Source organism: Amycolatopsis thermalba (genome assembly GCF_023376025.1).
GTDB classification, from domain to species: domain Bacteria; phylum Actinomycetota; class Actinomycetes; order Mycobacteriales; family Pseudonocardiaceae; genus Amycolatopsis_E; species Amycolatopsis_E thermalba.
In genome coordinates, this window is sequence record NZ_CP091196.1 from 4,892,721 (window position 1) to 4,915,657 (window position 22,937).

At 73.2% G+C, this 22,937-nt stretch carries 20 protein-coding genes and 2 pseudogenes; 5 read left to right on the forward strand and 17 right to left on the reverse strand.

Features of this window, described 5'->3' with window-relative positions:
* Positions 1-2: 2 nt before the first annotated feature.
* From L1857_RS23705 to L1857_RS23720, 4 genes are all read left to right on the forward strand, one after another.
* The gene (locus tag L1857_RS23705; RefSeq protein ID WP_094008030.1) at positions 3-269 is read left to right on the forward strand and encodes an HPr family phosphocarrier protein; all 267 of its coding nucleotides are present in this window, start codon (positions 3-5) and stop codon (positions 267-269) included.
* Between the two features lie 52 nt (positions 270-321).
* On the forward strand, positions 322-1,140 hold the full coding sequence (locus L1857_RS23710; RefSeq protein ID WP_094008029.1) for a serine hydrolase domain-containing protein: 819 nt from the start codon (positions 322-324) through the stop codon (positions 1,138-1,140).
* 146 nt (positions 1,141-1,286) lie between these two features.
* Positions 1,287-1,982 carry a S1 family peptidase gene (locus L1857_RS23715; protein ID WP_249466354.1) on the forward strand — a complete coding sequence of 232 codons (696 nt, stop codon included), beginning with the start codon at positions 1,287-1,289 and terminating at the stop codon, positions 1,980-1,982.
* A gap of 2 nt (positions 1,983-1,984) precedes the next feature.
* Entirely contained in the window at positions 1,985-2,806 is an 822-nt protein-coding gene (locus L1857_RS23720) for a S1 family peptidase (RefSeq protein ID WP_094008027.1), read from the forward strand.
* Between the two features lie 39 nt (positions 2,807-2,845).
* Here L1857_RS23720 and L1857_RS23725 read toward each other — a convergent pair whose 3' ends face one another.
* The 15 genes and pseudogenes from L1857_RS23725 to L1857_RS35790 all read right to left on the reverse strand — a co-directional run.
* On the reverse strand, positions 2,846-3,787 hold the full coding sequence (locus tag L1857_RS23725; RefSeq protein WP_116115075.1) for a D-2-hydroxyacid dehydrogenase family protein: 942 nt from the start codon (positions 3,785-3,787) through the stop codon (positions 2,846-2,848).
* A gap of 10 nt (positions 3,788-3,797) precedes the next feature.
* Positions 3,798-4,637 (reverse strand): shikimate dehydrogenase, encoded by an 840-nt coding sequence (locus L1857_RS23730; protein WP_283258020.1) that lies wholly within the window; start codon positions 4,635-4,637, stop codon positions 3,798-3,800.
* A 4-nt stretch (positions 4,638-4,641) separates the two neighbouring features.
* On the reverse strand, positions 4,642-6,009 hold the full coding sequence (gene mltG / locus L1857_RS23735; RefSeq protein WP_094008025.1) for an endolytic transglycosylase MltG: 1,368 nt from the start codon (positions 6,007-6,009) through the stop codon (positions 4,642-4,644).
* Between the two features lie 224 nt (positions 6,010-6,233).
* Positions 6,234-6,725 (reverse strand): Holliday junction resolvase RuvX, encoded by a 492-nt coding sequence (ruvX, locus tag L1857_RS23745; protein ID WP_094008024.1) that lies wholly within the window; start codon positions 6,723-6,725, stop codon positions 6,234-6,236.
* Positions 6,722-9,381, reverse strand: a pseudogene (gene alaS, locus L1857_RS23750) (alanine--tRNA ligase). The gene ruvX and the pseudogene alaS overlap by 4 nt, the downstream one beginning before the upstream one ends.
* An 84-nt stretch (positions 9,382-9,465) precedes the next feature.
* Positions 9,466-9,765, reverse strand: coding sequence for a hypothetical protein (locus tag L1857_RS23755; protein ID WP_094008022.1), 300 nt, complete (start codon positions 9,763-9,765; stop codon positions 9,466-9,468).
* Positions 9,762-10,160, reverse strand: a complete 399-nt coding sequence (locus L1857_RS23760; RefSeq protein WP_094008021.1) for a DUF948 domain-containing protein — start codon at positions 10,158-10,160, stop codon at positions 9,762-9,764. Before L1857_RS23760 ends, L1857_RS23755 begins: the two co-directional genes overlap by 4 nt.
* A gap of 196 nt (positions 10,161-10,356) precedes the next feature.
* Positions 10,357-11,721 (reverse strand): replication-associated recombination protein A, encoded by a 1,365-nt coding sequence (locus L1857_RS23765; protein WP_027928667.1) that lies wholly within the window; start codon positions 11,719-11,721, stop codon positions 10,357-10,359.
* A 34-nt stretch (positions 11,722-11,755) separates the two neighbouring features.
* Positions 11,756-12,619: an SGNH/GDSL hydrolase family protein gene (locus L1857_RS23770; RefSeq protein WP_429727777.1), complete on the reverse strand. Its 864-nt coding sequence runs from the start codon at positions 12,617-12,619 to the stop codon at positions 11,756-11,758.
* Between the two features lie 1,344 nt (positions 12,620-13,963).
* A complete protein-coding gene (locus L1857_RS23775; protein ID WP_094008018.1) occupies positions 13,964-15,160 on the reverse strand; it encodes a phosphotransferase in 1,197 nt (398 codons plus the stop codon).
* 32 nt (positions 15,161-15,192) lie between these two features.
* Positions 15,193-16,146: a DUF389 domain-containing protein gene (locus tag L1857_RS23780; protein WP_094008017.1), complete on the reverse strand. Its 954-nt coding sequence runs from the start codon at positions 16,144-16,146 to the stop codon at positions 15,193-15,195.
* 5 nt (positions 16,147-16,151) lie between these two features.
* Positions 16,152-17,921: an aspartate--tRNA ligase gene (gene aspS, locus L1857_RS23785; protein WP_094008016.1), complete on the reverse strand. Its 1,770-nt coding sequence runs from the start codon at positions 17,919-17,921 to the stop codon at positions 16,152-16,154.
* 357 nt (positions 17,922-18,278) lie between these two features.
* Positions 18,279-19,724, reverse strand: coding sequence for an Rv2578c family radical SAM protein (locus tag L1857_RS23790; protein ID WP_116111072.1), 1,446 nt, complete (start codon positions 19,722-19,724; stop codon positions 18,279-18,281).
* 31 nt (positions 19,725-19,755) lie between these two features.
* Complete coding sequence (locus L1857_RS35785) at positions 19,756-19,926, reverse strand: alpha/beta fold hydrolase (RefSeq protein ID WP_429727778.1); 171 nt, start codon at positions 19,924-19,926, stop codon at positions 19,756-19,758.
* A 103-nt stretch (positions 19,927-20,029) separates the two neighbouring features.
* Positions 20,030-20,404: pseudogene (locus L1857_RS35790) on the reverse strand (alpha/beta fold hydrolase); the annotation flags it as partial.
* A gap of 221 nt (positions 20,405-20,625) precedes the next feature.
* Here L1857_RS35790 and L1857_RS23800 point away from each other — a divergent pair.
* Positions 20,626-21,219, forward strand: coding sequence for a winged helix-turn-helix transcriptional regulator (locus L1857_RS23800; protein WP_116111071.1), 594 nt, complete (start codon positions 20,626-20,628; stop codon positions 21,217-21,219).
* Positions 21,220-21,808: 589 nt separating this feature from the next.
* On the opposite strand, the gene L1857_RS23805 is transcribed toward L1857_RS23800, so the two are convergent.
* Positions 21,809-22,117: a hypothetical protein gene (locus L1857_RS23805; RefSeq protein ID WP_249466357.1), complete on the reverse strand. Its 309-nt coding sequence runs from the start codon at positions 22,115-22,117 to the stop codon at positions 21,809-21,811.
* Positions 22,081-22,878: a threonine aldolase family protein gene (locus tag L1857_RS23810; protein WP_249466360.1), complete on the reverse strand. Its 798-nt coding sequence runs from the start codon at positions 22,876-22,878 to the stop codon at positions 22,081-22,083. The genes L1857_RS23805 and L1857_RS23810 overlap by 37 nt, the downstream gene beginning before the upstream one ends.
* Positions 22,879-22,937: the final 59 nt, after the last annotated feature.

Below are 22,937 nucleotides of genomic sequence, written 5' to 3' on the forward strand. Positions count from 1 at the left end.
ACATGCCGCAACGACGTGTGACGGTCGCCAGCAAGGTGGGCCTGCACGCCCGCCCCGCCGCCCTGGTCGCCAAGACGGCGGCCGCGCAGGCGGTGCCGGTGACGATCGCCAAGGACGGTGCCGACCCGGTGCCGGCCGGGAGCCTGCTCAGCCTGATGACGCTGGCCGCGGGCCACGGTGACGAGGTGGTCATCGCCGCCGAGGGCGACGGGGCGGAGGCCGCGGTGGACGCGGTCGCCGAACTGGTCGCCAGCGACCTCGACGCCTGATCCGGCGGCGGCTGTCCCCGGCGCGGGACAGCCGCCGTTTAGGCTTTGCGGTATGCGGAGCCTGGAGCGGATCGATCAGTGGCCTGCCCCGCACGCGGCGGCGGCCGTGGTGCGGGCGGACGGAACGGTGGCGGGCAGCCACGGCGACACCGCGCGCACGTTCCGGCTGGCCTCGGTGACCAAGCTGCTCACGGCGTACGCGGCGCTGATCGCCGTCGAGGAGGGCGTGGTCGAGCTGGACACGCCCGCCGGGCCGGAGGGCGCGACGATCCGGCACCTGCTCGCGCACACCGCGGGCCTCGGCTTCGACTCCGACCGCGTGATGGCCCCGCCCGGCACGCGGCGCATGTACTCCAACGCCGGCTTCCAGGTCCTCGGCGACGCGCTGGCCGAGCACTCCGGCATCCCGTTCGCCGAGTACCTGTCGGAGGCCGTGCTCGCCCCGCTCGGCATGACGTCGACCCGGCTGGCGGGCTCCCCCGGCGCGGGCGGGGTGTCCAGCGTGGACGACCTGGTGCGGTTCGCGGCCGAGCTGCAGGCGCCGAAGCTGCTCGACCCGGCCACCCTGCGCGCGGCGACCACCGTCGCCTTCCCCGGGCTGAGCGGGGTGCTGCCCGGGCTCGGGCACCAGAAGCCCAACGACTGGGGGCTGGGCTTCGAGATCCGCGACTCGAAGAGTCCACACTGGACCGGAGCGGGCAGCTCGCCGCGGACGTTCGGGCACTTCGGCCAGTCCGGCACGTTCCTGTGGGTGGACCCGGACGCGGCCGCCGCGTGCGTCGTGCTGACGGACCTGGACTTCGGCCCCTGGGCGATCGAGGCGTGGCCGCCGTTCACCGACGCCGTGCTCGCCGAACTGCGCGCCGGGTGACCGGCCACTGGTCGTAGGCCATCCGGGTCGTTCCCGGCCACCCGATCCGCATTGACGACTTTCGTCGGGTTCTTCTCGCGCTAACTTCTGCCTGTCGCGCACATCGTCGGGCGCGAATACCTCACCCCTGCGGAGGTTTATTCGTCATGCGCATTTTCCGGTGGATTTCCACCGTTCTCGCCGCGGCCGGGATCGCCGCGGGCGGCGCCGCTCCCGCATTCGCCGCGGGACCGGCCGTCGAACCGTTCATCGTCGGGGGCAGCACCGTGTCGAGCGCGCCGTGGGCGGCGGCCGTGTTCGTCGACGGTCAGTTCAACTGCTCGGGCACCATCATCGCGTCGCGGTGGGTGCTCACCGCCAAGCACTGCCTCGGCTCGGGCATGACCGTGCGCGTCGGCAGCGTGTACCGCTCCTCCGGCGGCGTCACCGCGACCGTGACGCGCCAGGTCGCCAACCCCAGCAGCGATTTCGCCCTGCTCCAGCTCGGCACTTCGATCAGCACCACCTACGCCCGGCTGGCCGGCGCCGACCCGGCGGTCGGCAGCACGAACTCCATCTACGGCTGGGGCCGCACCAGCTACGACGGCTCCGCGGCCGAGCAGCTCAAGACCGCGACCGTGCGCAACACGCGCATCGGCGGCAGCTGCACCGACGCCTACGGCGGCCGCGCGATCTGCTCCACCGGCGTGAACGGCGTGGCCTGGAAGGGCGATTCCGGCGGCCCCCAAATGGCCAATGGCGTGCAGGTGGGCGTGGCGTCGATGGCGGACGGCAGTTCTTCGCAAATCTACGGCAGCGTCGCCGCGAACCGATCCTGGATCACTCGGACGGCGGGGGTCTGACAATGCGGAAATCACTGCGCAAAACAATCCGGCGGGCCATTCTGACGACCGCCGCGTTCGCCACCGCGCTCACCGCGGCGCTGACCCCGGCGCAGGCCGCGCAACCGGCCGGTGACACGGTCACGCCGTTCGTCGTCGGCGGCACCAACGCCACCCAGGGCCAGTTCCCGTGGATGGTGCGGCTGTCCATGGGCTGCGGCGGCGCGCTCGTCGCACCCCGGGTCGTGCTGACCGCGGCGCACTGCGTGTCCCGGACCGGCACCAACTCCAGCATCACCGCCACGATCGGCAAGGTGGACCTGCAGAGCAGCGGCGGCCAGTCGATCAAGTCGACCTACGTCTACCGCAGCCCCGCCTACGCCAGCACCGGCGCGCAGGACTGGGCGCTGATCGAACTGGCCTCCGCCCCGTCCGCGCCGACGCTGAAGTTCGCCGCGCCCGGCGACACCTCCCTCAACAGCGGCACCTTCACCATCATGGGCTGGGGCGCCACCGTCGAGGGCGGCGGCCAGTCGCGCTACCTCAAGTACGCGACCGTGCCCTACGTCAGCGACTCCACCTGCCAGCAGTCCTACGGCAGCGATCTCCAGCCGGCCTACGAGCTGTGCGCCGGCTACCCGGAGGGCGGCACGGACACCTGCCAGGGCGACTCGGGCGGCCCGATGGTCAAGAAGAACGCGGCCGGCGAGTGGGTCGAGGTCGGGATCGTGAGCTGGGGCGAAGGCTGCGCCCGGCCGGACTACCCCGGTGTCTACGCCGAGGTGCAGTCCTTCTCCAGCAACATCAGCAACCGCATCAGCTCCAGCGGCACGATCGTCCGCTGAGCCGGCCAGGGGCGCCTCTCCCCGCGGGGAGGCGCCCCGTCACAGCGTCATGACCCGCACCGGGTTGCCGTCGCGCCAGGCAGCGATGTCCTCGACCGCGTCCCGGTAGAAGATCTCGTACACCTCGCGCGTCACGTAGCCCAGGTGCGGGGTCAGGGTGGCGTTGCGCATCGCGCGCAGCGGGTGGTCGGCCGGCAGCGGCTCGATGTCGTAGACGTCCAGCGCCGCGTGGATGCGGCGCGCCCGCAGCGCGTCCAGCAGCGCCTGCTCGTCGACGATCGGGCCGCGCGAGGTGTTGACCAGCAGCGCGCCCGGCTTCATCGCGGCCAGCTCGGCCGCGCCGACGAGACCGCGGGTGCGCTTGGACAGCACCAGGTGCACCGACAGGACGTCCGCACGCGCGAACAGGTCCTCTTTGGACACCGCGGTGACGTCGTGCTCGGCGGCCCGCTCGGCGGTCAGGTTCTGGCTCCAGGCGATGGTTTCCATGCCGAACGCCTGGCCGATCTTCGCCACCCGCTGGCCGAGGTTGCCGAGCCCGAGCAGGCCGAGCGTCTTGCCGTGCAGGCCGGCGCCCACGGTGGACTGCCACGCGCCGTCGCGCATGGCGGCCAGCTCGGTCTCCAGGTGGCGGTGCGCGGCGAGGATGAGCGCCCAGGTGTGCTCGGCCGTCGGGTGCGGCAGGTAGCCGGTGCCGCACACCGTGACGCCCAGCCGCTCGGTGGCCTTGAGGTCGATGGCCGCGTTCCGGCGGCCGGTGCTGACCAGCAGCTTCAGGTCGGGCAGCCGCTCCAGCAGCTCGGCGGTGAACCGCGTGCGCTCCCGCATCGCGACGACGACCTCGGCGCCGGCCAGCCGCCGGACCAGCTCGTCGTGGTCCCCGAGGTAGGAGGTGATCACCTCGACCTCGGCTCCCAGCGAATCCCAGTCCGCGAGGCTCCGCGCGACGTCCTGATAGTCGTCCAGCACCACGATCTTCATGGTGCTCACGCTAGTCCAGGGGCAGCGGCAGGATGCCGCCCGTGGCCGCGCGCAGGGCGTCCCGCATCGCCTCGCGCGGGGCGGGCCGTCCGGTGAAGTGCTCGACCTGCCCGAACGCCTGGTGCAGCAGCATGTCCAGTCCGGTGGCGACCCGGCCGGCGGCGGCCTCGGCCAGCGGTGTGGGCCACGGGTGGTAGATGACGTCCAGCACGCACGGCGCCGCGGCCAGCTCGGCCGCGTGCTCCGCGACCGCCGCGGGCGGGACGGTGCTCACCAGCACCGCGCAGTCGGCGGCGAGCTTGCCGAAGTCCGCCGAGGCCCACCCGCGCACGTCGGCCTCGATACCGGCCCGGCCGGCCGCCTCGACGGTCTCCCGCGCCCGCGCCGGGTCGCGCACCACGAGCACCGCGCGCCGGACGCCCAGGGCCGCGAACGCCACGACGGTCGCGGCCGCCGTGCCGCCCGCGCCGAGGACCAGACCGGTGTCCCCGCCGGTGAAACCGCCCGCGCACCGCAGCGCACCGGCGACCCCGTCGACGTCCGTGCAGTCGGCCAGCCACCCGCCGGCGGTCCGCACCAGCGTGTTGGCCGCGCCCGCGGCCACCGCCCGTGGCGTGGCCTCGCTCGCGAAGTCCAGCGCGGCCCGCTTGCCCGGCATGGTGACCGACAGGCCGGCCCATTCCGGGCCGAGCCCGCGCACGAACCCGGGCAGACCCTCGGCGTCCATCTCGACGCGGTCGTAGGTCCACCCGTGCAATCCCAGTGCCGCGTACGCCGCCTGGTGCAGGACCGGCGACAGCGAGTGCGCCACCGGCTTGCCCAGCACCGCGGCCCTGCGTTCGGTAGGCACCGGCTCAGTAGGCACCGCGTTGCCTCGCCAGGGTCTTGTTCTGCTCGTGCTCGGGGAGGTCCGAGGCGAAGCAGGACAGGCCGTTCTTCTCGCACTTGACGAAGTACACGTAGGTGCCCTGGGTGGGGTTGGCCGCCGCGTCGATGGCCTCCGGGCTGGGCGAGGAGATCGGCGTCGGCGGCAGCCCCGGGATCTTGTACGTGTTGTACGGGCCGGGCCGGTTGCGGTCCTCGTCGGTGGTGGTCACGACCGGCTTGTCCAGCAGGTAGTTCACCGTCGAGTCCAGCTGCAGCCGCATGTTCTGCGCGAGCCGGTTGTAGATGACCTGCCCGATGTTCTCGAAGTCCTGCTTGACGCCCTCCCGCTCGATGAGCGAGGCGACGATCAGCGTCTCGTACGGCGTGCGGCCCTGGAACTTCGACGTCGCGGCCAGCCCGGCGCTCTGGATCCGGGTGGCCGACGTCTTGAGCACGTAGGACAGCAGTTCCTCGGCCGACCAGCCGGGCTTGACGTCGTAGACCCCGGGGGCGACCAGGCCCTCGATGCGGCGGGCGTCGGTGGACCCGGAGATCACCGGCACGGCCCAGTCCGGCGCGCCCAGTGCCTTCAGGTCGGCCTTGGCCGCGGTGTCGCGCAGCTGCTCGACCGGGATGCACGTGCTCTGGCCGTTCAGCTGCGCGCAGGAGGCCTTCGACAGCAGCGAGAACACGCCGGGCGTGACCGTGCCGTCGGGCTGGGTGATGTCGTCCAGCTGGGTCCCGGCACGCACCTGCAGCACGCCGACGCGCGAGCCGTCCTGGGTCAGCCTCGCCACCGCCGCGGCGCCGGACATCTTCGTCTTCACGACGTAGTAGCCGGGCTGCAGGCTCAGCACCTTCGAGTTGTCCTCGCTGGCCTTCACGAACGCCTTCGCGCTGGCCACGACCCCGGCCCCGGCCAGTTCCTGCCCGATCGCGCCGGTCGAGTCGCCCGCGCTGATCTCGATCAGGACGTCGGACTCGCCGCTGCCCTCGTAGTCGTCGTAACCGAAGACGGCGTCGATGCCGTACCAGGCGCCGCCGCCGATGAGCGCGAGCACGACGAGCGCGACCAGCCAGCGCACCGGCTTGCGGCGGCGTTCCGGCTCGGCCGGATCGTCGTCGGCCGGCTCGATGTACTCGGGCTCGGCGCGCTCCTCGTCGGCGTTCTCCGGGTAGTCGTCGTACTCGTCGTAGTCGTAGTCGTCCTCGAGGTGGATGATCTCGGTCGGCGACTCGTCCGGCGGCGGCTGGCGCGGCCGGCGGGGACGCGGCGGCGGGGGCCGCTCGTCGAACAGATCGAGGCCGTGGTCGGCCGGCGCGGGACGGCGCACGGGCGGGCGTCGCGGCGCCATCGGCGGCGGTGCCTGCGGCGGCGCCGGCGGCGGTGGCTGGGGCGTCTCGGGGCGCGCGTGACGCGGCGCGCCGGGACGGCGTGCGGGCATGGCCCGGTCCGCGCCGCGCGGCGGGACCGGCGGCGGCGGGGGCACGGGCGGACGACGCCGCGGCGCCCCGGCACGTGGGGAATCGGCACGCGGGGAATCGGGACGCGGGGAACCGGGGTGCGGGGGCTGCTCGCTCACGCCTCACCCGCCCGTGCCCGGTGGGCGGCCCGGGCGTCGAGCCAGCCCTGCAGGATCTCCACGGCGGCGGCCTGGTCGACCACCGCGCGCTGCTTGCGGCCCTTCACGCCCCGCTGGGACAGCATGCGGGACGCGCTGACCGTGGTGAGGCGCTCGTCGGCGAGCCGCACCGGGACCGGCGCGATCCGCCCGGCGAGGGCGTCGGCGTAGCCGGCGGCGATCTCCGCAGCCGGTCCGTGGCGGTCGGCGAGTGTGCGGGGCAGTCCCACGATCACCTCCACCACCTCGTGTTCGGCCACCAGTGCGGCAAGCTGCTCGAGATCGCTGTCGCTGTTCGCATCACGCGACAGGGTAACCAGCGGGCTGGCGAGGACCGGCGAGGGATCGCTGAGCGCCACCCCGACCCGGACGGATCCGACATCGACGCCGAGCCGCCGGCCGGCCCCGGGATCGTGCTCCCCGGGGCGGTCCGGTTTCCGTGCGGTCACCCTGCCGCGACCGCGCCACGCAGCGCCGTGATGGCCTGCTCGATACCCGCCGGGTTGCTGCCGCCGCCCTGCGCGAGGTCCGGCTTGCCGCCGCCGCGGCCGCCGACCGCCTCCGCGAAGGCCGGCACCAGCTTGCCCGCCGCGAAGCCCTTGTCGCGGGCCGCGGCCGTGGTGGCCACGACGAAGCTGAGCTTCTCGCCCTGCGGCGCGAACAACGCGACCACACCGGGGCGCGAGCCGAGCCGGTTGCGGACCTCCTGGGCCAGCGAGCGCAGCGCGCCCGCGTCGATGTCGCCGTCGAGCTTCTCCGCGACCAGCGACACGCCCTGGACGTCGGTCGCCTTGTCCGCGAGCGAGCCGGCCGAGCCGAGCACCTGCTGGGTGCGCAGCTGGGCGATCTCCTTCTCCGCGTTGCGCAGGCGGGTCAGCACGTCCTCGATGCGGGAGGGCAGCGCGTCGCTGGGCACCTTGAAGGTGTTCGCCAGCTGCGAGACCAGCAGCTGCTCCTTGCGCACGTGCTTGAGCGCGTCGGTGCCGACCAGCGCCTCGACGCGGTGCACGCCGGAGCCGATCGAGGAGTCCGACACCAGCTTCACCAGGCCGAGCTCGCCGATGCGGCCCACGTGGGTGCCACCGCACAGCTCGCGCGAGTACTCGCCCATGTCGACGACGCGGACGTTGTCGCCGTACTTCTCGCCGAACAGCGCGACCGCGCCCAGCTCCAGCGCCTTGTCCTTGGTCGTGGTGTAGGTCTGCACCTCGACGTCGTTCTGGAGGTAGTCGTTGACCTCCTCCTCCACCTCGGTCAGCACGTCGGTGGAGACCGGGCCGGGAGTGGTGAAGTCGAACCGCATGCGACCCGGCGAGTTCAGCGAACCGGCCTGCGCGGCGCGGCGGCCGTAGGCACCGCGGACCGCGGCGTGCACCAGGTGGGTGGCCGAGTGCGAGCGCGCGATCGAGCCGCGGCGGGTCTGGTCGACCGACCCGGTGACCTCGGTGTCCAGGCCGATCTCGCCCGCGATCACCTCGACGCGGTGCACCCACAGACCGGGCACGACCTTCTGCACGTCGACGACCTTGGCCTCGCCGCCGGAGCCGAGCAGGACACCGGTGTCGGCGACCTGGCCACCGCTTTCGGCGTAGAACGGGGTGCGGTCGAGGATCAGCTCGGCCTTGTCGCCCTCGCGCACGACCGGCACGCCCTGGCCGTCCTTGAGCAGGCCGATGACCTTGGCGCCGGCCTGCAGGTCGGTGTAGCCGAGGAAGTCGGTCTCGCCGTGCCGCTCCAGCAGCTCGCGGTAGACCGACAGGTCACCGTGGCCCTTCTTGCGGGCCGCCGCGTCGGCCTTCGCGCGCTGGCGCTGCTCCTCCATCAGCGTCCGGAACCCGTCCTCGTCCACCGACAGCCCCTGCTCGGCGGCCATCTCGAGGGTCAGGTCGATCGGGAAGCCGTAGGTGTCGTGCAGCTGGAAGGCGCGGTCACCGGCCAGCACGTCGCCGCCGGCCTTCTTGGTCTCCTCCGCGGCGAGGTCGAAGATCCGCGACCCGCTGGTCAGGGTCTGCAGGAACGCCTCCTCCTCGACCCGCATGACGTCGCTGATCCGGTCGAAGTCGCGCGCGATCTCCGGGTAGGACGGCGCCATCGCGTCCCGCACCACCGCGGCGAACTCGGGCAGCACCGGCTCGTGCACGCCGAGCAGGCGCACCGAGCGCACGATGCGGCGCAGCAGGCGGCGCAGCACGTAGCCGCGTGCCTCGTTGCCCGGGGTCACGCCGTCGCCGATCAGCATCACGCCGGAGCGGGCGTGGTCGGCGATGACGCGGAACCGCACGTCGTCGGCGTGGTTCGCGCCGTAGCGGCGGCCGGAGAACTCCTCGGCGCGCGCGATCACCGGGCGCACCAGGTCGGTCTCGTAGACGTTCTCCACGCCCTGCAGCAGGTAGGCGACGCGCTCGACGCCCATGCCGGTGTCGATGTTCTTCTTCGGCAGCTCGCCGATCGGCGGGTGGCCGTACTTCGGGCTCTGCTCACCCCGGATGTCCTGCATGAACACGAGGTTCCAGATCTCCAGGTACCGGTCCTCGTCGACCACCGGGCCGCCGTCGCGGCCGAACTCCGGGCCGCGGTCGTAGTAGATCTCCGAGCACGGGCCGCCGGGCCGGGCACGCCCATGTCCCAGTAGTTGTCGCGGCCGTCGCGCGCCTGGATGCGCTCGGACGGGATGCCGGCGACCTTCTGCCACAGGCCCGCCGCTTCGGAGTCGTTCTCGTAGACGGTGACCCAGATGCGGTCGGGGTCGAAGCCGAAGCCGCCGTCGTCGGAGGACTTGGTGATCAGCTCCCAGGCGTTGGCGATCGCGCCTTCCTTGAAGTAGTCGCCGAAGGAGAAGTTCCCGGCCATCTGGAAGAACGTGTTGTGCCGCGTGGTCTTGCCGACCTCGTCGATGTCGCCGGTGCGCACGCACTTCTGGATGCTGGTCGCGCGCGGGTACGGCGGCGGGACCTCGCCCAGGAAGTACGGCTTGAACTGGACCATGCCGGCGTTGACGAACAGCAGCGTCGGGTCGTCCAGGATCAGCGACGCGCTGGGCACCGGGGTGTGGTCCTTGGCCTGGAAGTGCGCCAGGAACCGCTTGTTGATCTCGTGTGTTTCCACTGGTCAGTCCTCGTGGGGAAGCGGCGGGCGCCGCGTGTGTCAGGGGCTGCGGCGTCGGCGGAGGGCGCGGCTGGCTGGGCCGCGTCAGCCCTCCGCCCGGCGAGCTCGCGCCGGGCGCCGGGCCGCGTGCCGGCCTTCGGAGGCGCGCGGGGTGCTCACCCCGGACCGGTCCTCCACCATGTGACGCAGCTCCTGTTCCCGCTCGCTCATCCCGGCGCGCACGTCCGCGCCGAACGATCCGATGGCGCCGGCCAGCTCCGACACGGCGTCACCCAGGTTCGAGGCTAACCCCGCCGGCGACGCTTGACGAGCGGTTTGACCTGCCTTGCGGGTCAGTGCGACGCCGGTCACGACGCCGACGCCGAGCCAGAACAGGCGCTTCACTTGCGGCCCCGCTTCCGGCTGTGCTTGCCGTCGGCGAGCTCCTTGCTCTTGCGGCGGGAGCGGATGGCCTTGCTCAGGCCGTAGGACAGGGCGGCGGTCTTGACCAGCGGGCCGCCGAGGGTCGCGGTGAAGACCGACGACAGCGCGGACACGTTGCCGCTCACGGCCTGGGCGTTCGCGGTGATCCCGTCGACGCGCTCGAGCTGGGTGTTGACGTGGGTGATCGTCTCGTTGGCGCCGATCAGGATCGGGTCGGAGTTCTGGTGCGCCTTGCGGATGGCGATCGTCGCCTCGTCGAGCGTGCGACCGAGCTTGATCAACGGGATCGCCAGCAGCAGCACCAGCAGGACGAACGCTCCTGCGGCGATCAACGCGGCGATCTGCCCTGCCGACACGGGCCCTCCTCGGGTTCTAGCGGCGTGAATGCCGGTCAGGTTACCGTGCGTCGCCGTCAGTGGCTGGACGGCCCCTCCGGGCCGGAGCCGAGCGCCGGCATCGCTCGGCGTGGTGCGGACCCCGCGCCGGCGACCGCCTCGCGCGGCGTGTCCGTGACGATGCCGCCCCGGTCATCGGCAGGCCCGGGCGCGCCGGTCAGCCGCCGCGCACCGAGCGGCGCAGCCGGGGCACGCGCTCGGACAGCGTGCGTTCGGCGCCGCGTTGCGTCGGGTGGTAGTAGTCCACGCCCACCACCTCGTCCGGCGGGTACTGCTGCGCGACCACGCCTTCGGGCACGTCGTGCGGGTAGCGGTAGCCCTGGGCGTTGCCGAGCTTGGCCGCGCCCGCGTAGTGGCCGTCGCGCAGGTGCGGGGGCACCGTGCCCAGGCGGCCGGCGCGCACGTCGGCCAGTGCCGCGTCGATGCCGGTGACCACGGCGTTCGACTTGGGGGCGGTGGCGAGGTGGATGGTGGCCTGGGCCAGCGCGAGCCTGCCCTCGGGCATGCCGATGAACTGGACGGCGTGCGCGGCGGCGACCGCGGTCTGCAGCGCGGTCGGGTCGGCCATGCCGATGTCCTCGCTGGCGTGCACGACGAGGCGGCGGGCGAGGAACCGCGGGTCCTCCCCCGCCTCGATCATGCGGGCCAGGTAGTGCAGCGCGGCGTCCACGTCGGAGCCGCGGATGGACTTGATGAACGCGCTGATGACGTCGTAGTGCTGGTCGCCGTCGCGGTCGTAGCGCACCGCCGCCTTGTCCACGGTGGACTCGACGATCGGCAGGTCGATGGTCTTGTGCTCGGTGGCCGACGCGGCGTCGGCGGCGGCTTCGAGTGCGGTCAGCGCGCGGCGGGCGTCGCCGGAGGCCAGGCGGACGAGGTGGTCCTCGGCCTCCGGCGTGAGTTCCAGCTCGCCGTCCAGGCCGCGCTCGTCGGCCAGCGCGCGGCGGATGAGCAAGCGCACGTCGTCGTCGGTGAGGGGTTTGAGCTGCAGCACGAGCGAGCGGGACAGCAGCGGGGAGACGACGGAGAACGACGGGTTCTCGGTGGTGGCGGCGACGAGCAGGACCGTGCGGTCCTCGACCGCGCCGAGCAGGGCGTCCTGCTGGGTCTTGGAGAAGCGGTGCACCTCGTCGATGAACAGGACGGTGTTCTCGGCGTTGTACTGGCGGCGGCGCCGGGCTTCCTCGATGACGCCGCGGACCTCCTTGACGCCGGCGGAGAGCGCGGACAGCGCGACGAAGCGGCGGCCGGTGGCGGTGGAGACGAGGTTGGCGAGGGTGGTCTTGCCGGTGCCGGGCGGGCCGTAGAGGAGCACCGAGGCCGGGGCGGCGCCCTCGACGAGGCGGCGCAGCGGGGCGCCTTCGCCGAGGAGGTGCTGCTGCCCGACCACCTCGTCGAGCGAGCGCGGCCGCATCCGGACGGCGAGGGGCGAACCCGGCGGGACCGGCGCCGTCTGGGGCTGCGTCACGCGCTCCGGCGGCGGCTCCAGGTCCGGGTTCACCGTGAAGAGTTCGTCCTGCACGCCTCCACCGTAATGCGGACCCCCGACGAAACCGTCACTGCTCCGCCGGTCGCGGCGCCGCCTCCAGTTCCAGGGGCTCGACGCGCCGGGCGCGCCAGGACTCGGCCGCCGACCGGGCCACGATGGCGGCCGCGTAGGGCAGCAGGTCGCGGCCGCGGCGCCACAGCCACGGGATGCCCTTGAGCACGAGCCAGCCCACGTGGTCGACGGTGCGGGGCGCGACGCCGCCGGAGCAGACGAGGCTCACCGGCGAGGGCACGGCGATCCCGGCGTCGGCGAGGAGTTCGGTCACCCCGCGCGCGAGGAGGCGGTGGCCCAGTTCGGAGGGGTGCAGCCGGTCGACGCTCCAGGCGGCGAGGTCGTACGCGCCGGGCAGCGAGCCCAGGTCGAGGCAGGTGGCGCCGTGGCGGCGGGTGACGAGTTCGATGACGTCGTTGAGCTCGGTGATGCGCGCGGTGAGGGCGCGGCGCAGCGGGCCGGGCAGCCGGAAGACGCGGCTGTGGTCGTGGAAGCGCATGGTGACGACGGTGGCGCCGACGGCTTGCAGGGCGGTCACCACGTGTTCGAGGTCGCGGGCCATGCCGAGGGGGTCGAAGTCGGAGCGGAGGGTGTCGTTCATGCCGACGATCACGACCGCGACGTCGGGCCGGTGGTGCAGGGCCGCCGGCAGCTGGCCGGTGCGCACGCAGCGCATCCGGGCCCCGGTGAAGGCGGTGTTGAGGTACCCGGCGGGCGGGATGCCCAGCGCGGCGGCCACCAGCGGGCCGACGCCACGCCAGGAGCCGCCGGGGACGGGGTCGCCGAGGCCCACGGCGGTGGAGTCGCCGAGCACGGCCAGGCGAACGGCACGGGGAAGCGGATCGGGGGTCTGGGTGAATTCTTCACGCACCGCAGTCACGTCTGAAGACCATCAGGCACGGAGCCGCCCACCACGTGATCGCCGGGTAACACGCCCCGGACGGCTCAGCGAACGTCTGGGTTTGTGGGGGTGGGCCGGGGAGAGTTCGCCTGGGTGGATGGGGAGAAGGGGCGCTCGTGCGGGGGCGAGGGGGCAGGCGCGGCCGGGCGAGAGGGCCAGTCGTGCCCGTGCGAAAGCGCCACTCGCACCCGCGCGAGAGGGGCACCTCGCGCCCGCACGAGAGGGCCACTCGCGGCCGCGGCCGCACGAAAGGGCCACTCGCAGCCGCGCGAGAGGGCACCTTGCTCCTGCGCGAAAGGCCCACTCGCGGCCGTGGCCGCGCGAGAGGGCCACTCGCCCCCGCTCCCGCGCACGAGAGGACCACTCGCACTCACGCGAAAGGCCCACCCGCAGCCGCTCCACGCGAGAGGGCCACTCGCCCCCGCTCCCGCGCACGAGAGGACCACTCGCACTCACGCGAAAGGCCCACCCGCAGCCGCTCCACGCGAAAGGGCCAGTCGCACCCGCACGAAAGGGCCAGCCGCGCCCACACCAAAGGGCCAGCCGCGCCACACGAAAGGCCCACTCGCACCCGCGCGAAAGCGCCACTCACTGCCGCACGAGAGGGCACCTCGCGCCCGCTCGACAGGACCACTCGCGGCCGCGGCCGCGCGAGAGGACCAGTCGCGGCCGTACGAAAGGCCCACCCGCTGCCGCACGAGAGGGCCAGCCGCTCCCGCTCCCGCACGAGAGGACCACTCGCACCCACGTGAAGGGTCCACTCCCGGCTGCTCCGCACGAAAGGGCCAGTCGTGCCCTCTCGAAAGGGCCAGTCGCGCCCGTGCGAGTGGGCCAGTCGCGGCCGCTCCGCACGAGAGGGCCACTCGCGCCCACACGAAAAGGCCACGCACGCTCACGCGAGAGGCCCCCTCGCGCTCACGCGAGGGGGCCACTCGCACCCGCTCCCGCATGAGTGGGCCTGTCGCAGGCGCACGAAAAGGCCACCCGCACCCACTCCCGCTCCCGCGCGGGTGGGCCTGTCGCTGCCGCACGAGAGGGCCACCCGCACCCGCTCCCGCACGAGTGAGCCTGTCGCGGGCGCACGAAAAGGCCACCCGCACCCACTCCCGCACGAGTGAGCCTGTCGCGGGCGCACGAAAAGGCCACCCGCACCCACTCCCGCACGAGTGAGCCTGTCGCGGGCGCACGAAAAGGCCACCCGCACCCGCTCCCGCACGAGTGAGCCTGTCGCGGGCGCGCGAAAGGACCAGTCGCCCCCGCGAGAAGGCCGGCATCCGAGCCCGCCAGCGGCAAGCCGTGCCCGCTGACCGCCAAACCGGAGCCTCAGCGGAAAGCCGGGTACAGCGGCAGCTCCAGCCCCGGCCCGAAGCGGGCGTCCAGCGCCTTCGCGACCTCGCGGGCGTGTTCGGCGACCTCGTCCCGGCCGCCGCGCTCGGCGTGGGTTCCCAGGTCCTTCCACCAGCTCACCAGCGCCGCGACGCGGCCCGGCGAGATCTCTGCGGCCGCGCCGCCCAGGTCGGCCCACGTGGTCACCCACAGGAGCAACATCTGGTGGTCCAGCAGGAGCGCCGACAGCACGTCGTTGTCCGCGAGGGCCGGCCAGACGCCGGACACCTCCGCCTTCCACGCCGCGATCATCGCCTCGCTCATGCCGCTCGGCAGCGCCCAGGCGTCGTCGCAGGTGGCGAAGGGGACGCGCAGGTTCGCGGCGTCCACCAGGGCGTTGCGGACCAGCCCGCGCTCGAAATCCAGGAAGTGCACGCCGCCGCTGGTCACCAGGTTGTTGTCCGGGCTCAGGTCCACCGGGCTGAACGCGCGGTACGGCGACGACGCCGAACCCTCGCACACGTACTCGGCGTACGCACGCACGTCGTCCGGCGTTCCGACCCCGACCGCCTCCTCGAGCAGTGTCGGCAGGCGCGCGCACGCCACCGCCGGGGTGGTGTCCTCGTCCGGCACGAACCCGCCCAGCCGCCGCAGCAGCGCCTCGAAATCGGCCTCCCGGCCGGCCGTCGTCGCGTGCAGCCGGCCCAGCGACCGCGCCCAGGACAGCAACGCCCGCTCGGCCAGCCGCGCGTCCTGCCCGCGCAGCCTGTCCCACAGGGTGGGCGCGCGGCCGAGGTCGTCGATCACGATCACGCGCAGCGGCCCGTCGTGGGCGAGCAGCTCCGGGCACATCCGGTCCTCGGCGGGCAGCGCGGTGAACAGCTGGTAGCTCACCGCCTCCTGGGCGAACGGGTCGGCGGCCCCGCGCGGCGGCGCGTCCGGGTAGTGCTTGATCACGAGCGTGCGGGGCAGCCCGAACGGGGACGCGGCGATGCGGGCGCGCACCACCGTCGCCGGCCCGCTGCCGGGCAGCGCCTCCGGCTCGACCAGCCCGATCGGGCTGCCGAAGCGCCGCGTGAGCACCGTCTCCGCCGCCTGCACGGCCGCGTCCACGGCCTGCGTCCCGCTCACCGGAACAGGCGCCACAGCCGGGTCCTGGCCGTCCTCGGTGCCCGGGGAAGTGTCCACCGTCATCGCCTTCGACCCTACTAGCGGGCGAACGTCGCTCACCACAACGATTTTTCCACTTCCGGCAACGGCCGCACGGCGACGCGGTCCCGGTTTCGGCGTCGCAGCAGCAAAACCACGGCCGCCGCCGCAACGATCCCGACCAGGTTCACCGCCAGCTGACCGAACGAGTAGGCCGCCTTGACCCACTCACCCACGACCGCCGCCACCACCGCGTACCCGGCGGCGGGAACGGTGGTGACGGAGATGAACACACCCACCAGCGCGGCCGACTTCGCCGACGTCATCGACAGCATCCCGGCCGCCCCGGCGAGCAGCGCGACGATCAGCGAGTACCAGCCGACGTCGTAGACGAAATCCACCTCGTGGGCTTCGCGGAAGCTGCTCACGTCGAGCAGCCCGACGGCCCAGGTCAGCACCGTGACCCCGGCGGTCACCAGCATCGCGAGCGGGAACCCGAGCCCCAGCGCCAGCAGCGCGCGGCGGACGAGGTCCCCGCGGCGCAGCACCAGCCCGACCGCGATCGCCGCGAGCGGCCCGAACTCCGGCCCCACCACCATCGCGCCGACGATCGTGACCGGTGAATCGGTCACGATCCCGACCGAGGCCAGCAGGCACGCGATGGTCAGGAACGTCAGGAACGTGGCGTTGAGCCGCGACTCCTCGCCGGTGCGGTTCAGCAGCTCCTGCCAGACGACCGCGTCCGCACCCTCACCCGGCGCGCTTTCCTCCGCGCGGTCGGCCGAATCGGACAACGCGGTGTCGAGCGCTTCGAGCGTGATCGCGCCACTGTGGTCCAGACCCAGCTCGCACAGCGCCTCGACCACGTCGTCGGCCGCCTCGCGCGCCACGTCGGCCTCGATGAGGTCACCGGCCGGGGACACGGCGGCACCGGTGTGCACGATCAGGTGCGCCGTGCCCGGCTGGTCCCGCAGCACCGCCAGCGCGCGCTCGGTGTCCTCCGGCGGGCTGACGACCCGCAGGTGCAGCACCGCGGTCAGCCCTTGGGCGCCGGCGGCTTCGCGTCGACGCCGGCCTCGCGACGCTGCTGCGCGGTGATCGGCGCCGGGGCCCCGGTCAGCGGGTCGTAGCCGCCGCCGGTCTTCGGGAACGCGATGACGTCCCGCAGCGACTCGGCCTTGGCCAGCAGCATCACGATGCGGTCCCAGCCGAACGCGATGCCGCCGTGCGGCGGGGCGCCGAAGGAGAACGCGTCGAGCAGGAAGCCGAACTTCTCCTGCGCCTCGGCCTCGGACAGGCCCATCACCTCGAAGACGCGCTTCTGCACGTCCGCGCGGTGGATACGGATCGAGCCGCCGCCGATCTCGTTGCCGTTGCAGACCAGGTCGTAGGCGTAGGCCAGGGCGTTGCCCGGGTCGGACTCGAACTTGTCGATCCACTCCGGGGTCGGCGAGGTGAAGGCGTGGTGCACCGCGGTCCACTTGCCCGAGCCGACGGCGACGTCGTCGGTCTCGTCGGCGGGCTCGAACAGCGGGGCGTCCACCACCCACACGAAGGACCACTCGTCCTCGTCGATCAGGCCGAGCCGGTGCCCGATCTCCACGCGGGCCGCGCCGAGCAGGGCACGGGCTTCGCGCGGCTTGTTGGCGGCGAAGAAGACGCAGTCGCCGGGCTTGGCGCCGACGGCCTCGGCCAGGCCCTCGCGCTCGGATTCGGAGATGTTCTTGGCGACCGGGCCGGACAGCGTGCCGTCCTCGCCGATGAGCACGTAGGCCAGGCCCTTCGCACCGCGCTGCTTGGCCCACTCCTGCCACGCGTCGAGCTGGCGGCGCGGCTGGTCGCCGCCGCCGGGCATGACGACCGCACCGACGTAGGGCGCCTGGAAGACGCGGAACGGCGTGTCGGCGAAGTACTCGGTCAGGTCGGTCAGCTCGAGCCCGAAGCGCAGGTCCGGCTTGTCGGTGCCGTACTTGGCCATGGCGTCGGCGTAGGTCATGCGGGTGATCGGGCGCGGGATGTCGTGGCCGATCAGCTTCCACAGCGCCGACACGACCGCCTCGCCCACGGCGATCACGTCGTCCTGGTCGACGAAGCTCATCTCGATGTCGAGCTGGGTGAACTCCGGCTGCCGGTCGGCGCGGAAGTCCTCGTCCCGGTAGCAGCGGGCGATCTGGTAGTAGCGCTCCAGGCCGCCGACCATGAGCAGCTGCTTGAACAGCTGCGGCGACTGCGGCAGCGCGTACCAGGAGCCCGGGCGCAGGCGGGCCGGCACCAGGAAGTCGCGGGCGCCCTCCGGGGTGGAGCGGGTCATCGTGGGCGTCTCGACCTCGACGAAGCCCTGGCCGTGCAGCACCTCACGGGCGGCGCGGCTGACCTCGCTGCGCAGGCGGATGGCGCGGGCCGGGCCGCTGCGGCGCAGGTCGAGGTAGCGGTACTTGAGCCGCACCTCCTCGCCGACGTCGACGCGGTCGTCGATCGGGAACGGCAGCACCGCGGCCTCGGACAGCACCTCCAGCTCGGTGGCCAGCACCTCGATCGCGCCGGTGGGGATCTCCGGGTTCTCGTTGCCCGCGGGCCGCCGCGCGACCTCGCCGGTGACCTTGACGCAGAACTCGGAGCGCAGCTGGTGGGCGCGCTCGGCCATCTCGCCCTCGCGGAACACCACCTGGGCGACCCCGCTCGCGTCCCGCAGATCGATGAAGATCACCCCGCCGTGATCGCGCCGCCGGGCGACCCACCCGGTGAGCGTGACGATCTGGCCGGCGTGCTCGGCACGCAGGGTGCCGGCGTCGTGGGTGCGAAGCACTGCGGTTGTTCTCCTTGCGAGGCGTTCAGCTCGTGGCGTCAGCAGGGGTTTTCCTGCCCGTATGAGGCTAACGAACGCCCCGCTGGGCGAGTCCACCAGGTTTCTTACCGGGGCTGCGCGGCCCCGGGCGCGGTGGAGGGGCTGCCGCGGCTGTTCCCCCGCGGCGCTCCGGTTCGCGGGCGCCGGGTGAACCGCTCGCGGGCGTTCAGGTTCGCGGGGCGGCCGCGCGAAGGTCGCGCGGCGGGCGCTCCGGTTCCTGGGCGGCGGGTGAACCCTCGCGGGCGCTCACCTTCGCGGGGCGGCCGCGCGAAGGTCGCGGCGGGCGCTCCGGTTCCCGGGGCCGCGCGGCGGGGCCGGTTACAGCAGGCTCAGCTGCTCCCCTTGCGCCGGGCGCTCCGGGTCGCGCGGGGACGGCATCCGGTGCGGCTCCTCGCGGCGGTTGAGGCCGTGGCACCGCAGCAGGGGCGCGACCCGCGCGGACAGCGCCCTCCGATAGGCGGGCATCGCGTAGCTGCCGCGGCCGTAGATCTCCCGGTAGCGCTCCACCAGGTCCGGCCGGTGCGCGCCGAGCCAGCGGGCGAACCACTCCCGCGCGCCGGGCCGCAGGTGCAGCGCCAGCACGGTGGCCCGGGCGGCCCCGGCGGCGGCGATCTCGGCGAACAGCGGGTCCAGCGCCTCCTCGGTGTCGGTGAGACCGGGCAGCACCGGGGCGACCATGACGTGGCAGGGCAGGCCGGCGTCGGCGATGCGGCGGACCAGGTCCAGCCGGGCGCGCGGGCTCGGCGTGCCGGGTTCGAGGCTGCGCTGCAGGTCGCGGTCGAGCAGCGCGATCGACACCGCCATGCCCACATCCACCTCCCGCGACACCGAAGTGAGCAGCGGCAGGTCCCGCGTCAGCACGGTGCCCTTGGTGAGGATCGAGAACGGGGTGCCGGAGCCGGCGAGCGCGCCGATGATGCCGGGCATCAGCCGGTAGCGGCCCTCGGCCCGCTGGTAGGGGTCGGTGTTGGTGCCCATGGCGACGTGCTCGCGCCGCCAGCTCGGCCGCCGCAGCTGGGCGGCCAGCACCTCGGGCGCGTTCACCTTCACCACGACCTGGGTGTCGAAATCGCGGCCGGCGTCGAAGTCGAGGTAGGTGTGCGTGTTCCGGGCGAAGCAGTTGTGGCTGACCACCCCGGCGGCGACGAAGTCACCGGTGCCGGTGGTGATGTCGAACAGGGTCTCCGCCCGCCCGAGCGGCTCGATCGCGACGACGTCCAGGGCGGCGTCCGGCTCGGCCACCGCACCCGCGGCACCCATCAGCGTGTCGCCGGGCACCAGGTGCGGCCGGTCGTCGCCGGTGACGTGCCGCCAGCCCTTCGCCGTGAGGAACCGGTGGTCACCGCTGGCGACGAGGGTCGTCCCGCCGCGCAGGGTCAGCCGGTGGGCCGGCTTCACGGTGGTCCAGTGCGCCAGCACCGTGGTGCGCACCAGGCGACGGACGCCGCCGCGCACTTCGGTGCCCTGGATCTCGTCGCCCACGCGCAGCTCGGCGAGCGGTTTGGTGCGCCCGTCGGCCAGCAGGATCGGGGTGTCCCCGGCCAGGCAGTAGGTGCACGCGTGGCTGCAGCCCCGGTACGGGTTGACGGTCCAGGAGAACGGGACCATCGACTCGCCCGGCACCTTGTTCAGCACCGAGCGGGCGTGGACCTCGTGGAACGTGACGCCCTGGAACTCCGGCGACGTCACGGTCCGGACCAGGCCGTCCAGGCCCAGCAGGGCCGGTTGCGCGTCGCGGCCGGCGCGTTGGTTCTCCCACCTCACCCACTCAGTCGAACACGCGTTCGAAGAGCTGTCAACACCAGGAGACCAGGAGGTCGGCCAGCTCACGGGGACGACTGAGCGCGGCCAGGTGCCCGCCCGGGATCTCGTCCAGCTCCAGGCCCAGCCGCTCCCGCACCACCCGGCGCTGGAACTCCAGCGGGAAGAACCGGTCGTCGCGACCCTGGACGAACCGGGTCGGCACGTCCGGCCACTTCTCCAGTGGCCAGGGGGTGGTGAACGGTGTGCCGGACTGCCGCGGGCTCGCCCTGCCGGATCGCTTCGGCCCGCACGTCGGGCGGCAGGTCGTGCAGGAAGTCCCGCTCGACGTCCATCTCCTCCGGATGGGCCTGGTCGTAGCCGGTGCCGGCCCACCACTGGCCGCCCGTCTCGCCCGGCGCCGGGACCATCGCGTTGAGCAGCACCAGGAGCGAGACCGGCACGCGCTCGCAGACGAGCGGGGCGGTGAAGCCGCCCATCGACTGGGCCACCAGGACGACGTTGCGCCGGTCGCCGATCGCCCGCACGACCACGTCGGTGTATTCCGGCAGTCCGGCGGAGTCGTCCTCGGCGGGCAGGTCGACGGCGATCGCCTCGTGGCCGCGCCGGGTCAGTTCCGGCACGAGCCGGTGCCAGTACCACGCCTGGCCGCCGGCGCCGGGAACGAGCACGAAGGTGGTCATGTCACTGCCCTCGCCGTGCGAAGTCCGCGGCGGACCGGCCACCGGGGAACCGGTCCTGGAAGTCGAAGGTGCCGACCCACTCCGGCCGGACGGCGATGCGGGCCATCCGCACGCCGGGCCGGTCCGCTTCCGCGGCGGCGGCGTCGCCTAGGAGTGACTGGTGTCATAGCGCAAGGGGAAGCTACTCTTTTCTCGTGCGGAGTTATGACGACCCGTGCGGGGTGGCCCGTGCCCTGGACGTGGTGGGTGAGCGGTGGGCGCTGCTCGTGGTGCGCGAGCTGCTGCTGGGGCCGAAGCGGTTCCGGGACCTGAGCCGGTCGCTGCCGGGGATGAGCCAGAACGTGCTGTCGCAGCGGCTGCGGGACCTGGAGAGCGCGGGTGTGGTGCGGCGGCGACGGCTGGGGCCGCCGGCGAGCACCAGCGTGTACGAGCTGACCGAGCACGGCGCGGAGCTGGAGCCGGTGGTGCTGGCGCTGGCCCGGTGGGGCAGCCGCCGGCCGGTGCCGCCGTCCGGAGAGCTGAGCGTGGACGCGCTGGTCCTGGCACTGCGGACGACCTTTTCGGCGGACCGGGCAGGCGATCTGTCGACCCGGGTCGCGCTACGGCTGGGCGACGACGCGTTCCTGGCCAGGGTCGATTCCGGCGAGTTCTCGATCGAGCGCGGCTCCGGCGAGGCCGATGCGGTGCTGGAGACCGACGCGCGCACGTTGCGGTCGCTGGTGTTTCTCGGCACCCGCCTGGACGATGCCGCAGTGACCGGCGACCGGGCGGCGGTCGAGCGGTTCCTCGGCTGCTTCCCCCGCCCCAGCACCTGACGATCACCGACAGCGCGGGTCAGCGCGCGCGGACACGCAACCACCGGAGACCGACGCGCGCACGTTGCGGTCGCTGGTGTTTCTCGGCACCCGCCTGGACGAGGCCGCGGTGACCGGCGACCGGGCGGCGGTCGAGCGGTTCCTCGGCTGCTTCCCCCGCCCCAGCACCTGACGATCACCGGCGGCGCGGGTCAGCGCGCGCGGTCGAGTAGCTCGTGCACTCCACCGCAACCTTCGACGCCCGGAGGTGGACGTGGAACATCCCGGCCCGCGGCAGGTCCGGATACGCAAACGCCACACCGCCCCAATCGATCGGCGACCGGGCGGTGGCCGAGCGGTTCCTCGGCTGCTTCCCCCGCCCCAGCACCTGACGATCACCGACAGCGCGGGTCAGCGCGCGCGGTCGAGTAGCTCGTGCACTCCACCGCAACCTTCGACGCCCGGAGGTGGACGTGGAACATCCCGGCCTGCGGCGGGTCCGGATACGCAAACGCCACACCGCCCCAATCGATCGGCGACCGAGCGGCGGCCGAGCGGTTCCTCGGCTGCTTCCCCCGCCCCAGCACCTGACGATCACCGGCGGCGCGGGTCAGCGCGCGCGATCGAGCAACTCGTGCAGCAGGGAGACCACCTCCTCCGGCGGGAAGTCCATCGCGTTCTCGCCCACGCTCACCTCGAACGAGCAGCGCCGCGGGTCCGGCGACGAGCGCACCCGCAGGAACAGCTGCACGCCCTTCTCGTCGATCAGCTCCTCGGCCGCGCGCTCCACCGCGGCCTTCGGGGCGGGCAGGTGGACGTGGAACATCCCGGCCTGCGGCGGGTCCGGATACGCGTACGCCACGCCATCCCGCTTGATCGCCGTCACCAGGGCCCGGGCGTGGGCGTGGAACTCCGGCATCCGGGGCAGCAACGACTCCAGCCCCTCCAGGGCCGCGACCGCCAGCGGCCACGCGTCCGGGATCGCGCCGCCCAGGCGCCTGCGCCACACCGCGGCCTCCCCACCAGCGCCTCGTCCCCGGCCAGCACGGCACCCCGCACCCCTTGGAGTCCTTTGTAGAGCGACACGTACACCGAGTCGAACAGGCCGGCGATCTTGGGGAACTCCGTGCCGTAGAACGGCTGCGCCTCCCACAGCCGCGCACCGTCCACATGCGCCGCCGCTCCGCGCGACCGCGCGTACCCGACCTGCGCGGCCAGCTCGTCCCACGCCGGCAGCACCCCGCCCAGATCCCGCTGCGGCAGCTCCCACACCACCGCGGCCAGCGGCTCCCCCACCGCCTCCAGATCCGCCAGCCGCATCAGCTCGTTGCGGTCCCCCACCGGCCGGAACCGCAGCCCGTGCACCGCCGCGTAACCCTGCTCCTCCCAGTTGTCCAGGTGCGTGTACGGGTGCGCGGCGAACGTCCGCCTGCCGGACCGCTCCGCGTGCACCCGCAACGCGACCTGCTGCGCCATCGTCCCGCTGGGGAAGAACAGCGCCGCCGGTTTGCCGAGCAGCGACGCGATCCGCTCCTCCAGGGACGCCACCGGCTCGGCGGGCGAGGCGTCTTCCCCCACGCGCGCCAGCCATCGTTCGAGCATCGCCCTGGGCCGCCGCCACACGGGGCCATGCGACGCGAGCGTGCGCTTGATCTTCGTCTCGTCCACGAGCGCGATCATCGCAGGCACCACCGACAGTTTCCCGCCTTCCACTCAGTGAAAGACCCACTGGTGCGTCC

Coding starts and splice junctions, on each gene's coding strand:
- L1857_RS23720 (WP_094008027.1), top strand. CDS start 1,985: ATGCGGAAATCACTGCGCAAAACAATCCGGCGGGCCATTCTGACGACC.
- L1857_RS23725 (WP_116115075.1), bottom strand. CDS start 3,787: ATGAAGATCGTGGTGCTGGACGACTATCAGGACGTCGCGCGGAGCCTC.
- L1857_RS23805 (WP_249466357.1), bottom strand. CDS start 22,117: ATGCCGGAGTTCCACGCCCACGCCCGGGCCCTGGTGACGGCGATCAAG.
- L1857_RS23710 (WP_094008029.1), top strand. CDS start 322: ATGCGGAGCCTGGAGCGGATCGATCAGTGGCCTGCCCCGCACGCGGCG.
- L1857_RS23810 (WP_249466360.1), bottom strand. CDS start 22,878: ATGATCGCGCTCGTGGACGAGACGAAGATCAAGCGCACGCTCGCGTCG.
- L1857_RS23715 (WP_249466354.1), top strand. CDS start 1,287: ATGCGCATTTTCCGGTGGATTTCCACCGTTCTCGCCGCGGCCGGGATC.
- mltG (WP_094008025.1), bottom strand. CDS start 6,009: ATGGCGCCGCGACGCCCGCCCGTGCGCCGTCCCGCGCCGGCCGACCAC.
- L1857_RS23775 (WP_094008018.1), bottom strand. CDS start 15,160: ATGACGGTGGACACTTCCCCGGGCACCGAGGACGGCCAGGACCCGGCT.
- L1857_RS23705 (WP_094008030.1), top strand. CDS start 3: ATGCCGCAACGACGTGTGACGGTCGCCAGCAAGGTGGGCCTGCACGCC.